Here is a 13,399-nt window from a genome sequence, read left to right as displayed (position 1 = left end):
ATGAGCACTGTGAATAGCCAGATCAACCCGCGCAGCGATGTGTTCCAAGCCAACGAAGCCTCAATGCTCGGTGAAGTTCACAAACTGCGTGAACTGACCGCTGCCGTCGCCCAGGGTGGCGGTGCTAAAGCCCGCGAGCGCCATGAAAACCGGGGCAAGCTGTTTGTCCGCGACCGCATCGATCATCTAATCGATGAAGGTTCGCCGTTTTTAGAATTTTCCGCCCTGGCGGCGCACAAGATCTACGACAGCGAGATTCCTGCGGCGGGCGTGGTCACCGGCATTGGTCGGGTTTCTGGCGTCGAGTGCGTGATCGTTGCTAACGACGCCACGGTAAAAGGCGGCACTTACTTTCCGCTGACGGTAAAAAAACATATTCGCGCTCAGGAAATCGCCCGTAAACATCGCCTGCCGTGCATCTATTTGGTCGATTCAGGCGGCGCCTTCCTACCCCGCCAGGACGAAGTATTTCCCGATCGCGACCACTTCGGGCGTATCTTTTATAATCAGGCGACCATGTCGGCTGAAGGCATTCCGCAAATTGCCGTGGTGATGGGTTCCTGCACCGCGGGCGGCGCCTACGTGCCCGCCATGGCAGACGAGTCGATCATCGTTAAAGAGCAGGGCACGATTTTCCTGGGTGGCCCGCCCTTGGTAAAAGCTGCCACCGGCGAAAGCATTAGTGCGGAAGATTTAGGCGGCGCCGATGTGCACGCCAAAGTCAGCGGTGTGGCCGACCACTACGCGGAAAACGATGCTCATGCGCTGCAGCTTGCCCGCGCTTGTGTATCCCGCTTGAACTGGCAAAAGCGCGGCCAACTGGCCATGCAGGCGCCCAAACCACCCAAGCTCGACCCTGCCGAGCTGTATGGCATCGTGGGAACGGATCTTAAAAAGCCCTATGACGTGCGCGAAGTAATTGGCCGCATCGTCGATGACTCCGACTTTGATGAGTTCAAGCGCTACTACGGTGAAACTTTGGTCACCGGCTTTGCGCATATTCACGGTTACCCGGTAGGCATCGTAGCCAACAACGGCGTGCTGTTTTCAGAAAGTGCGGTGAAAGGCGCGCACTTTATCGAGCTCTGCGCTCAGCGCAAGATTCCACTGATCTTCCTGCAAAACATCACCGGCTTTATGGTCGGCTCCAAGTACGAACACGAAGGTATTGCCAAGCACGGTGCCAAGCTGGTGACCGCTGTGGCCTGCGCCAAGGTGCCAAAATACACCGTACTGATTGGCGGCAGCTTCGGCGCCGGCAACTACGGTATGTGTGGGCGAGCTTATGATCCTAACCTGCTCTTCATGTGGCCCAACGCGCGTATTTCAGTGATGGGCGGCGAACAGGCGGCGGGGGTACTGGCGCAGGTTAAGCGCGAGCAGCATGAGCGCGAAGGCCGCGAGTGGAGCAAAGAGGAAGAGGAAGCCTTCAAGCAGCCCACTCGCGAGCAGTACGAGCACCAAGGCCACCCCTACTACGCCAGTGCGCGACTGTGGGACGACGGCGTGATCGATCCACTGCAAACCCGTGATGTGCTCGGCCTGTCACTTGCCGCCGCGATGAATGCAGAAATCGAAGAGACGCGCTTCGGCGTGTTCCGGATGTAAGGGGCAATCACCATGGCTTACTCAACACTGATCATTGAAGGCGGCGTCGCCCGTCTGACCTTAAACCGCCCCGAGGTTCATAACGCCTTTGACGACGGCCTGATTGCCGAGCTAAACGCACACCTTGAAGCACTGCATAGGCAAGCCGAAGCGGGCGAAGTGCGCGCGGTAGTGCTGGGTTCAGAAGGCAAAAGCTTCTCGGCCGGTGCCGATCTGAACTGGATGAAGCGCATGGTCGATTACGACCTTGACGATAATGTCGCCGATTCCCGCAAGCTGGCAGCCCTGATGCACGGCCTGGATACACTGCCCTGCCCGACCGTCTGCCGCGTGCAAGGCGCAGCCTTTGGCGGTGCGGTGGGCTTGGCCGCCTGCTGCGACATAGTAATCGCCTCGGGTAAAGCCAAATTCTGCCTTTCGGAAGTCAAAATCGGCCTATCGCCCGCGGTCATCAGCCCTTACGTGCAGCGAGCCCTGGGCGAGCGACAGATGCGCCGCTATGCGTTAACCGCAGAAGTAATGGACGCCGAAATAGCGCTCGCGCTGGGTTTAGTCCATCTGGTGGTGGAACACGACAAGCTAGACGACGAAGTGGACACCCTGCTGGCCACCCTATTGGCCGGCTCGCCCCAGGCCCAGCGCGCCACCAAAGCGCTGATGGCCGCGGTTGCTAAAGCGCCTGACAGTGACGAGACCCGCGAGCATACCTGCCAGGTGATCGCCAAGCTGCGGGTAAGCCAAGAAGGGCAAGAGGGTTTGTCCAGTTTCTTTGAAAAGCGCCGCCCCGTCTGGGCCGAGTCTAATAACACACCCCACGCTTCGGAGCGTCGCTCATGAGTCATTCACCCCCTATTGAAAAAAACGAAAGAGCCGAAAAAGCCGCTCGCACGACGCCTTTTGACACGCTTCTAGTCGCCAACCGCGGTGAAATCGCCTGCCGGGTGATGCGCACTGCGCGCCGTATGGGCCTGAAAACCGTCGCGGTTTACTCTGACGCCGATGCCAGCGCACGCCACGTGCGTGAAGCCGATGAGGCCGTGCGTTTAGGCCCCGCCGCCGCGCGGGAAAGTTATCTTAATATCGATGCAGTCATCGAAGCTGCCAAGCGTACCGGCACCGGCGCTATTCATCCCGGCTACGGTTTTCTTTCCGAAAACGGTACCTTCGTCAAAGCCCTTGAAGAAGCGGGCATCACCTTCGTTGGCCCGCCGGCTTCAGCCATTGCTGCCATGGGTGATAAATCCGCCGCCAAAGCACGGATGGCCAATGCGGGCGTGCCGCTAGTGCCCGGCTACCATGGTGATAACCAGGACGACGCTCTGCTGCGCAGCGAAGCCGACAAAATTGGCTACCCAGTAATGTTAAAAGCCAGCGCCGGTGGCGGTGGTAAAGGCATGCGCGTGGTCGAATCAAGTGATGGTTTTCAGGCCGCGTTAGATGGCTGCCGCCGTGAGTCAAAGGCCGCCTTTGGCGACGACCGCATGCTGATCGAGAAATACCTAGTGCAGCCACGCCACGTGGAAGTGCAGGTATTCTGCGACCGCCATGGCAACGGCGTTTATCTATTCGAGCGGGACTGCAGCGTTCAGCGCCGCCATCAAAAAGTGATCGAAGAAGCCCCCGCCCCCGGCATGACAGCGGAGCTGCGCTGCGCCATGGGCGATGCTGCCGTACGCGCCGCTCAGGAGATCGGCTACGTGGGCGCAGGCACCGTCGAGTTTCTGCTAGATGCGGATGGCTCGTTCTACTTTATGGAGATGAACACTCGCCTCCAGGTCGAGCACCCGGTGACCGAGATGATCACCGGCCAGGATCTGGTCGAGTGGCAGCTACGCGTGGCCATGGGTGAACCGCTGCCCTGCACCCAGGATGAGCTGACGATTACCGGCCATAGCTTTGAAGCACGCATTTACGCCGAAGACCCGGAGCAGGATTTTCTGCCTGCTACCGGCCTACTGAACCGCTTTGCGCTGGATTTAGAAGGCGCTGGTCTAAGCAGTGATCAGGTGCGTTTAGATAGCGGTGTAGAGAGTGGTGACGCGGTATCGATGCACTACGATCCCATGCTCGCCAAGCTAATCGTTCATGGTGCCGACCGCGATGCAGCGCTGGCAACGCTTAACCGCGCCTTAGCGGCACTGGACGTACAAGGCGTAGTGACTAACCGCGCCTTCTTAATGCGCCTGGCGACCCACCCCGGCTTTAAGAACGTGGAGCTGGATACCCGCTTTATCGAGCGCAATGAAGCGACGCTGTTTGCACCGCGCACTTACAGCACAGAAGCCTACGCCAGCGCGGCGCTGATTGGCCTGAATCAACTTGCTCAAGAGTGCGAAAGCGACTCGCCCTGGGATCGCCACGACGGCTTCCGCTTGAATGCGCCACACACCATTCGCATTGCGCTGTGTGACCCTACGAATGTTCAAGCCGCTGACAGCGATGACGCGGTAGTGATCGTCGAAGGTAAACGCAACGCGGGCGAATCACTTTGGAACCTCACCATCGGCGATAAAACGCTAACCGCGAGCCTGCAGCCGCTCACCGGCGACGCGGTTGCCATTACCTTGAATGGCCACCGCCGCCGCTTGCAGGCGCGCCGCGATGGTCATGTGGTCGTGATGGCCGATCCCAGCGGTGAAACCCGTCTGTTCTGGCGGCGCATCGATGCCATTGATCATGGCCACCACGAAGCGGAATCTACTCTCACTGCCCCCATGAATGGCACGGTGGTGGCTCTACTGGTGGAGCCCGGCGTTAATGTTGAGAAAGGCATGCCGCTGATGGTGATGGAAGCGATGAAAATGGAGCACACCATGACCGCCCCGGCTGACGGTAGTGTGGAAACCTTCCATTTCCAGGCGGGCGAGACGGTCAGCCAGGGCGCTATCCTTCTCGACTTTGCCCCCAGCGAATAGGAGCTCATTCATGGCACTGCCTACGTCCGTCAAGTTATTTGAAATGGCCCCTCGGGACGGCCTGCAAAACGAGCCAGGGGCGATGGTGCCCACCGCGACCAAGATCGCCCTGATCGAGCGGCTTGCCAACGCGGGGATCACCCATATCGAAGCGGCCAGCTTCGTCTCGCCTAAATGGGTACCGCAAATGGGCGACGCCGTTGAGGTCATGGGCGGCATTCAGCGTCAGCCAGGCGTGGTGTACTCCGCGCTAACGCCCAATTTAAAAGGGCTTGAAAACGCCCTGACGGTGGGCGTTGAAGAGGTCGCGGTATTTGGCGCGGCATCAGAAGCCTTCTCGCAAAAGAACATCAATTGCTCGATTGCCGAGTCGCTGACACGGTTTGAGCCTGTGTTAGAGCGCGCCCGTGAGGCTGGCGTGCGCGTACGCGGCTACGTTTCGTGCGTATTGGGCTGCCCTTATGAAGGCGAGATCGCCCCCGCCAAAGTGGCTGAGGTGGCCAAAGCGCTTTATGAGATGGGCTGCTACGAAGTGTCGCTAGGTGACACGATTGGCGTCGGTACGCCGCTGGCTGCTAAACGGATGATTGAGGCGACGAGCCAACAAGTGCCCATTGAGTTTCTGGCCGCTCACTTTCACGACACCTACGGCATGGCGCTGGCGAACCTTTACGCGGTGATGGAAGAAGGCGTCAGTATCATCGATGCCGCCACCGCTGGTCTCGGCGGCTGCCCCTATGCCAAGGGCGCTTCCGGCAATGTGGCCACCGAAGACGTGCTCTATCTGCTTGAAGGGCTGGGAATCAAGACAGGCATCGACCTGCAGGCCGTCATCGATACCGGTTATTGGATTACACAGGAGCTAGGCCGCAAGCCCAGTTCCAAAGTTGCTCTAGCACTGGGCGCTAGCCGATAAAATGCGTCATCAATAATAAGAAAGAAGCCAAGTAGCTCAACCTTCTCTGCCATCATGTTCAGACAAGAAAAATATCGGAGAGACCTGAAATGTCTTCACACGCACTGACTCTACCCAGCTACACCAGCAGCACGGCGGACAAGCCGCTGCTGGGCATGACGATTGGCGACAAATTCGACCAGATCGCCACGCAATATGCCGATAACGACGCGCTGATTGTGCTGCATCAGAATATCCACTGGAGCTACCGGCAGCTTCAGGAAGAGGTCAACCGCTGCGCCCGCGCCCTGCTCGCGATCGGCGTTCAAAAAGGCGACCGGGTGGCCATTTGGGCACCTAACTGCAGCGAATGGACGTTAACACAATTTGCCACCGCCAAAATTGGCGCCATTCTGGTCAACATCAATCCCTCTTACCGTACTCATGAGCTGGAGTACGCGCTAAATCAGTCAGGTGCACGCTTTCTGGTTACTGCCAACAGTTTCAAAAGCTCTGACTACAGCGGCATGCTTTACGAATTGGCACCCGAATTAAAAGCCTGCGCCGAGGGCAAGCTGAAATCCCAGAAGCTACCCGACCTTGAGTGCGTGATAAACCTGAGTCACGAAAAGTTGAATGGCATGTGGCGCTGGGCCGATCTGATGACGGAGGCCAACAAAGTCAGCCAGACCGACGTGGACGACCTGCAGGCAACGCTACAGTTCGACGACGCCATCAATATTCAGTACACATCCGGCACTACCGGTTTCCCCAAAGGGGCGACGCTTTCCCACCATAATATTCTCAATAACGGTTTTTTTGTGGCGGAAAGCATGGGTTTCACCAGCGAAGACCGTTTGGTGATCCCCGTGCCGCTTTACCACTGCTTTGGCATGGTCATGGGCAACCTGGGCTGTATGACCCACGGCGCCACCATGATCTACCCGGATGAAGGCTTTGATCCCGGCAAGGTGCTCAAGGCGGTGCACGAGCAAAAAGCTACCGCCCTTTACGGCGTGCCAACCATGTTTATCGCTGAGCTTGATCACCCGGATTTCCCTGGCACCGATCTCTCTTCACTGCGCACCGGCATTATGGCGGGCTCAATCTGCCCCGCTGAAATTATGAAGCAGGTGATCAGCAAGATGAACATGAAGGGCGTGCAGATCGCCTACGGCATGACGGAAACCAGCCCGGTATCTACCCAGACCGGCGCTAACGACAGCATCGAGAAGCGCGTTTCTACCGTGGGACGCACCCAACCGCACCTGGAAAATAAAATCGTCGACCCCGGCAATGGCGGTATTCTTCCTCGAGGTGAAATCGGTGAGCTGTGTACCCGCGGCTACAGCGTGATGCTGAAGTATTGGAACAACGACAAAGCCACCGCTGAAGCGATTGACGAAGCAGGCTGGATGCACACCGGCGACCTGGCCACTATGGATGAAGAGGGCTACATCCAGATCGTGGGGCGCATCAAAGATATGGTGATACGCGGTGGTGAGAACGTTTACCCCAAAGAGATTGAGGAGTTCCTTTATGCCCACCCGGCGATTTCAGAAGTACAGGTCACCGGCGTGCCGGATAAGAAGTACGGCGAAGAGCTGATTGCTTGGGTGAAACTCAACAGCACGGCGGGTGATGTGACCGGAGAAGAGTTGCGCGAGTACTGCAAAGGCAAAATTACCCACTTCAAAATTCCGCGCTACTTCAAGTTCGTTGACGAATTCCCGATGACGGTCACCGGCAAGATTCAGAAATTCAAGATGCGCGAAATTTCGATTCAGGAGCTAGGCCTGGATCAAGAGCCGTAACTGACCATGCCTACATCCCATCCGTTGGCAGACCATTATCAGCGCGGCCTACGCGCTGATAATGTGTTGGCGCAGATTGACGCCCACTACCCCGACGGCCCAACGCTTTACCAACTGGCGCCGCTGGATCAACTGCATATCGGCGGCGTAGCGGCTTCCACACGACTGCTTGAACGGCTCAATCCAGCCACTCATAGCAAGGTGCTGGATATCGGCGCGGGGCTGGGAGGATTGATGCGCCAGGGCGCAATGCTCGGCTTTCAAATGACCGGGCTGGATATTACTCATGGGTTTAGTGCGTTAAATAGAGCGCTGAGTTCACGAGTTAACCAACCTAACGCACCACCACTTGCCTGGGTCACCGGCAGTGCCAGTGCCCTGCCGTTTGCGGATAACAGTTTTGATGCCGTGCTGTTTCAACACAGCCTGATGAATATGCCTGACGCAGCCAGGGTAACCGCAGAAAGCCGACGGGTTCTGCGCCCAGGCGGGCAGCTAGTCATGCATGAGGTTGTCAGCGGCCCCCACGTGGTACAGCTTCACTACCCAGTGCCATGGGCGGCTTCTCCTGAGCACTCGCATCTACTGACCTTAACGTCATTAACCCATTTGCTCGAAACGGGCGGCTTTGTGCTTGAACATGTTGAAGATTGGAGCGAAATAGCCTTAGAGTGGCGCCAACGTCAGCGCCAAAAAGAACAGACGCCACGCCAAGCGGTGCTCTCCCCCAAGTGGGTGTTCGGCGAGCGCTTTACCACCATGGGAAAAAATTTAGTCGATAACCTAGCCAACGGCGCAATTAAAGTGGTGGAAATCCAAGTCAGTTGCTAACCTGATTAGGAATAGCTTTTTTTCTCTACCCATACGTATACGACAATAGGTGTACGAGAAATGCCAATGAAACGCTTGGCAATCACTCTGCTGTGCTGTGCTGTTCCCTGGTTTAGCAGCTACGCCGATGATAAGCCGCCGGTGATGGCTTATACCGCCCCCGATAGCGAACTCATGCAGCTTGAAAACGGCGTTATCCTGGAAGGTAGCGACCTGCAAAGCCTGGACAACTACTCCAGCGGCTTTCGCGTAACAGCGGGCTTTAGCCCCTGGCGGCTTCCTCAACTGGATATTGGCGCGGAAATCGCCTACCGGGAAAGCGAAGAAATCTCCACCTCGTCCAGTGTCAATCCGCTGATTATGGATACCTTAAGTTTAGGCGGCGCCATTGTCGCCGGTGTTCGCATGGGCGCCTTTAGCGTCTATGCGAAGTCCGGCATCACCGAATGGCGCGGTGAAAGCGATGTGGAAGGTGCCGATGAAAGTGGCACCGCGATGCTGCAAGGCTTCGGTGCCACCGTAACGGTCAATCGGCTTGTTAGCCGACTGGAATACGAACGTATCAACTCCCCCACCCTTGAACACCTCACTATGCTAAGCGCCTCGTTGCATATTCCCTTTTAAACGTTATCACGGTGCTGGTCGGGAGGCGTCCAGATCGGCACGTCTTCCCGCTGGGGCTCGTGCCACTCTTGTTGCATCGCACTATTCAGCGCTTCTTCCAGCTTCATAAACAGCTCGCCATAGCGGGGGCTGAAGCTAATACTCCCCTCGATCTCCTTCCAGGCTTCAAACAGTTCATCCTCATGGGCATCTTCGTTCTGCACAAATGCCCAGGTCATTTGCTTGGCCCGCATAGGGTGGACACCCATCGCCGTTAGCGCATCGCCGCCCAGTTCCAATGCGGAGTGGTAGGTTTCACTGACGACGTCATCAGCGCCTGCTTCTCGTAGTTGATAGCCATGGCCGCGATCAAAGGCGCGGGCTAGCACCCAAACATGGGGATAGTATTGCTTCACATGCTTGACCATGTGCACAGCGCGGTCGCGGTCGTCCAAGGCAATAACGATTAACCGGGCATGTTCGATACCAGCGGTTTCGAGCAAGTCGGAACGGCTGGCGTCACCAAAGTAGCTTTTGATGTTAATTTTGCGCAGGTTTTCAATCTGTTCGATCTCATGGTCCAGCGCCACTATGGGAATATTATTGGCGCGCAGCAGGCGACAAATAATTTGCCCAAACCGGCCTACGCCCGCAACGATCACCGGGGCCTGCTCTTCTATTGTATCGGCTTCCCGGTCGTCGTTCTTGGCACTGCGGTAGCGCGGCAGAACCAACCGGTCGTAAGCAATAAACAGTAGCGGTGTTAAAAACATCGAGAGCGCCACAACCAGTGAGAGCACCTGGGAGATGTCGGTTGGAATGACACTGTTTTGAACGCTATAGGTCAGTAGCACAAAACCAAATTCACCTGCCTGGGCAAGGCCCAGGGTGAATAGCCAGCCATTGCTGCCACGCACCCGAAACAGCAGTGCTAAGCCGAGCAGAATCACGCCTTTTACCACGATCACGGCCACACCTAACGAGAGAACCGTGCCCCACTCCGCCGCCAGCACCGAGAAGTTAATACCTGCCCCCACGGTAATAAAGAACAACCCCAACAGCAGTCCTTTAAAGGGCTCAATATTGGCTTCCAACTCATGCTTGAACTCACTGTTGGCAAGTACCACCCCGGCCAGGAACGCGCCGAGGGCAGGCGATAAATTAACCAAACTCATTAACGCGGCAATGCCGATGACCAGCATCAGGGCGGTGGCGGTAAATACTTCGCGCAGACCAGAACTAATCACATAGCGAAACAGCAGGGGCATTAAATAGTAGCCTGCCGCTATCACGCTCGCGATGGCCGCCACGACCACCAAGGCATGTGCCCAGCCGGGCAAGTGTGCGACCAGACTTAAGCTGGCGTGGCCATCATCGCTAACGTCGCCCATTAACTCGGGAAGTGCCAGCAACGGAATTAGCGCCAGCATGGGAATAACGGCAATATCCTGGAACAGCAGCACCGAAAAGGCGCTGCGGCCCCCTTCAGTTTTGGCAAGCCCCTTCTCGTTCAACGTTTGCAGCACAATCGCCGTGGAAGAGAGCGCAAAAATGAGCCCCACCGCCAGGGCTGTTTGCATCACTAGCCCTAGCCACAAAGCAATAGCAGTGCCTGCAGCAGCGGTTAGCACTACCTGAAGCCCACCCAGCCCTAGCAGCCGCACGCGCATCGCCCATAACCCTTTCGGGTCAAGCTCCATGCCGACCAAAAACAGCATCATTACCACGCCAAATTCCGCAAAATCCTGAATAGTGGTGGTTTCCTGGCCCACCAGCCCCAGGATCGGGCCAATCACTACCCCGGCGACCAAATAACCCAGCACTGAGCCCAGTCCAAAACGCTTGGCAAGGGGAACCGCAATTACCGCGGCGACAAGATAAATAAAGGCTTGAATAAAATAGCCAGTCATCGTGTTTCCTCAAAATAGAACGAGCTGCTTGACTTCCCTGAGCAATAATGTAGCGTACTAGTACGCTAGTACATTACTTTTTAACCGATGGCATCCCTCGATGGTTTCAAAACGTATCTTTACAACATGACAGCAAACGATCACTACCAGGCTGAGCTTATTAGCCACTTGCTCGCCATAGACTCACCCGAGGCAATGGACGCAGCACTGGCCGACCTATTGACTCCCGCAGAGTATCAAGAAATCAGTAAACGACTACAGATTTTTAAACTGCTGCGTGAAGGAGTGCCGCACCGCAAAATTGCCGAAACTCTAGGGGTGGGTATCGCCACGGTTTCCCGCGGTTCGCGCGCGCTGGCCACCTTGCACGCTTCAACACCGCTACCCTCTTCACAAGCTTCTTCACGGAATGATGCACCATGACCATTGCCAATACGCATGCTTCGGGCCCGCAGCCGTTTACGCTGCCACGCAAACCTCACTACGTGACGCTGGCGGCGGACTGCGACTTCTTTGCCCTGTTTCAAAAAATCGAGCGGCAGTTTGATACCTGCTACATGCTGGAGTCGCTTGGCGAAGATAGCCATATTGCACGCCATTCGATCATCGGCTTTGACCCCGAATACACGCTGTATGCCAATGGCAACACGCTAACTATCGAAGACCGTGACGGCAATGCAAACGAGTACCCAAGCGATAACCCTTATGAACTACTGCGTAGCCTGATCCCCCAAAATATTATTTCGCGTAAGTACGCGGGTGGCTTAAGCGGCTACCTCGGTTACGATGCCATGCAGTACTTCGAGCCCTCGTTGACCCTAAAAGCCAGCGACGACTTCGATACCTTCCGCTTTGGGCTCTACAAAGATGGCCTGATCCTCGACAAGATGACCGGGGAGGTTACCTACTTCTATTACGACAATAGTCGTTACGAGTTTCTGCAGACACTGATCGACGCCGACGAAAAACCCGCAGGCCCACTGCACATCACCGCGCTGGGCGACACAATGAGCAAAGCCGAGCACGCCGAGGCGGTTGCTAAGGTGAAGCAGGACATCATCGACGGCAAGGTGTTTCAGTGCGAGGTCGGCTTTAAAAAGCGCTTTCAGATTGAGGGCGATACGCTGGCCCTTTATGATCAGTTGCGCACCATCAATCCGTCGCCCCAGATGTACTACGTCAAATTCGGCAAGCAGAAGCTGATCGGCGCAAGCCCCGAGCTACTGTTCCGCCTGCGCCAGGGTGAGATGGAAACCTTCCCGCTGGCGGGTACCACCCTGCGCGGCCAAACGCCCCAGGAAGACACCCAGCTAGCCCGGGCGCTGCTCAACGACCCCAAGGAGATCGCCGAGCACAATATGATTGTGGATCTGCACCGCAACGATATTGGCCGGGTGGCCCAGTTTGGCACAGTAAAAGTGCGCAGCCTGATGGATATCAAGCGCTTTAGCCACGTACAGCATATCTCCAGCGAAATTGTCGGGATTATTGCCGAAGGCGAAGACATGTTTACGGCGCTGGCGAGTAACTTCCCCGCGGGCACGCTAACCGGCGCACCCAAGATTGAAGCGATGAAAATCATCGATGACCTAGAAACCGACGGGCGCGGCCCCTACGGCGGTGCGGTGGGCCAGTTCTCGTTTAACGGCGACTGCACCTTTGCCATCCCCATTCGCACGGTGTTTGTGAACGGCGAGCGCGCCTACGTACAAACCTGCGGCGGCAACGTATTCGATAGCAACGCCGAGGATGAGTACGAAGAGATTCGCCGCAAGTTCGCTGGCACTCGCAAGGCCCTGGCCCCTTTTATGAGCACGGATATGGAGAGCCCCGCATGAAGGTGCTGATCATCGATAATTACGACTCCTTCACCTATAACCTTTACCAGTTTATTGGTGAAATCTTGACCACGGAGAAGAATCGCGGCGGGTTGCCTCATTTTGAGATCATCGTTAAACGTAACGACCAAATCGACTACCACGCCATTGAGGCTCTGGCGCCGGATCGCATCATTATTTCCCCCGGCCCCGGCTCGCCGGATGACCCACGCTACTTTGGCGTGTGCGCCGAGGTAATTGAAAAACTGGGTAAGACCACCCCGCTGCTAGGGGTTTGTCTGGGCATGCAGGGCATCGTGCATGTGTTCGGCGGCAAGGTGGTTAAAGCGCCGCTACCCATGCACGGCAAGATCAGCCCAATCAACCACGACAATCGCTCGGTGTTTAACGGCGTGCCCGACCAGCTTGAGGTGATGCGTTATCACTCACTGATTGCCGATGCGACCACTTTACCCGAGTGCCTGGAAGTAACCGCCACCGTGGGTGCCCTGGAAGCGGATAATTTTGAGCAGCGCAGCCGCTGGCAGGCAATGGGTGAATTCGAGCTTATGGGCGTTAAACACCGGGAATACCCGATTCACGGCATTCAATTTCACCCCGAATCATTCGCGACCGAAGGCGGTAAGGAGTTGATAGCCAACTTTCTTTTCGCGCCCAACGATCAAGCCAGAGCGTAGGCACGCAGCATAGGGTGGCTAAACGGGTGGCTAAATGAGACTCAATGAAACAGTTAGCCACCCCGCACAGGCCAGATTTACAATAACCGTCAGCCAGAACGTAACCTGGAAGGCGGTTTTCTGAGTTTTATGCCGCAGCCGCTGTTGAGCCAGGAACGCACCCGGCCAGCCACCCACTACCCCAAGCAGATGTAGCGTTTTCTCGCTCACTCGACGGCGGTTATTGATAGCCGCCTTTTTGTCGATGGCGTAGGTAATGTAAGCGAGCATGCTAATCACAGCATAAAAAGCGACGATTGGGATCACAG

At 56.5% G+C, this 13,399-nt stretch carries 12 protein-coding genes; 10 read left to right on the top strand and 2 right to left on the bottom strand.

Annotation, left to right across the window (positions count from 1 at the left end; all coding sequences use genetic code 11):
• The 7 genes from ACWI0H_RS08830 to ACWI0H_RS08800 all read left to right on the top strand — a co-directional run bounded on the left by ACWI0H_RS08830 (position 1) and on the right by ACWI0H_RS08800 (position 8,687).
• Positions 1–1,608 (top strand): carboxyl transferase domain-containing protein, encoded by a 1,608-nt coding sequence (locus tag ACWI0H_RS08830; protein ID WP_336272899.1) that lies wholly within the window; start codon positions 1–3, stop codon positions 1,606–1,608.
• A 12-nt stretch (positions 1,609–1,620) separates the two neighbouring features.
• On the top strand, positions 1,621–2,445 hold the full coding sequence (locus ACWI0H_RS08825) for an enoyl-CoA hydratase/isomerase family protein (protein WP_101146138.1): 825 nt from the start codon (positions 1,621–1,623) through the stop codon (positions 2,443–2,445).
• A complete protein-coding gene (locus ACWI0H_RS08820) occupies positions 2,442–4,523 on the top strand; it encodes an acetyl/propionyl/methylcrotonyl-CoA carboxylase subunit alpha (RefSeq protein ID WP_101146139.1) in 2,082 nt (693 codons plus the stop codon). The genes ACWI0H_RS08825 and ACWI0H_RS08820 overlap by 4 nt, the downstream gene beginning before the upstream one ends.
• Positions 4,524–4,533: 10 nt before the next feature.
• Entirely contained in the window at positions 4,534–5,439 is a 906-nt protein-coding gene (locus ACWI0H_RS08815) for a hydroxymethylglutaryl-CoA lyase (RefSeq protein WP_101146140.1), read from the top strand.
• An 89-nt stretch (positions 5,440–5,528) separates the two neighbouring features.
• Entirely contained in the window at positions 5,529–7,232 is a 1,704-nt protein-coding gene (locus tag ACWI0H_RS08810; protein ID WP_101146141.1) for an AMP-binding protein, read from the top strand.
• Positions 7,233–7,238: 6 nt separating this feature from the next.
• Positions 7,239–8,063 carry a class I SAM-dependent methyltransferase gene (locus ACWI0H_RS08805; RefSeq protein ID WP_101146142.1) on the top strand — a complete coding sequence of 275 codons (825 nt, stop codon included), beginning with the start codon at positions 7,239–7,241 and terminating at the stop codon, positions 8,061–8,063.
• A gap of 60 nt (positions 8,064–8,123) precedes the next feature.
• Positions 8,124–8,687, top strand: a complete 564-nt coding sequence (locus tag ACWI0H_RS08800; protein WP_101146143.1) for a hypothetical protein — start codon at positions 8,124–8,126, stop codon at positions 8,685–8,687.
• On the opposite strand, the gene ACWI0H_RS08795 is transcribed toward ACWI0H_RS08800, so the two are convergent.
• Positions 8,684–10,576 (bottom strand): monovalent cation:proton antiporter-2 (CPA2) family protein, encoded by a 1,893-nt coding sequence (locus tag ACWI0H_RS08795; protein ID WP_101146144.1) that lies wholly within the window; start codon positions 10,574–10,576, stop codon positions 8,684–8,686. The two genes, ACWI0H_RS08800 and ACWI0H_RS08795, sit on opposite strands and share 4 nt — an antisense overlap.
• Positions 10,577–10,702: 126 nt before the next feature.
• Between ACWI0H_RS08795 and ACWI0H_RS08790 the strand changes: the two genes are divergently transcribed.
• The 3 genes from ACWI0H_RS08790 to ACWI0H_RS08780 are packed head-to-tail and all read left to right on the top strand — an operon-like array spanning position 10,703 to position 13,091.
• Entirely contained in the window at positions 10,703–10,999 is a 297-nt protein-coding gene (locus ACWI0H_RS08790; protein WP_101146145.1) for a Trp family transcriptional regulator, read from the top strand.
• Complete coding sequence (locus tag ACWI0H_RS08785) at positions 10,996–12,414, top strand: anthranilate synthase component I family protein (protein ID WP_101146146.1); 1,419 nt, start codon at positions 10,996–10,998, stop codon at positions 12,412–12,414. The genes ACWI0H_RS08790 and ACWI0H_RS08785 overlap by 4 nt, the downstream gene beginning before the upstream one ends.
• Positions 12,411–13,091, top strand: a complete 681-nt coding sequence (locus ACWI0H_RS08780) for an anthranilate synthase component II (protein WP_101146147.1) — start codon at positions 12,411–12,413, stop codon at positions 13,089–13,091. The genes ACWI0H_RS08785 and ACWI0H_RS08780 overlap by 4 nt, the downstream gene beginning before the upstream one ends.
• 30 nt (positions 13,092–13,121) lie before the next feature.
• Here the strand turns inward: ACWI0H_RS08780 and ACWI0H_RS08775 are convergent, their stop codons facing one another.
• A complete protein-coding gene (locus ACWI0H_RS08775) occupies positions 13,122–13,397 on the bottom strand; it encodes a DUF1294 domain-containing protein (RefSeq protein WP_101146148.1) in 276 nt (91 codons plus the stop codon).
• Positions 13,398–13,399: the final 2 nt, after the last annotated feature.

The sequence above is a fragment of the Halomonas sp. NYA30 genome, assembly GCF_976980765.1.
This window is presented reverse-complemented; position numbering and strand designations above follow the sequence as displayed.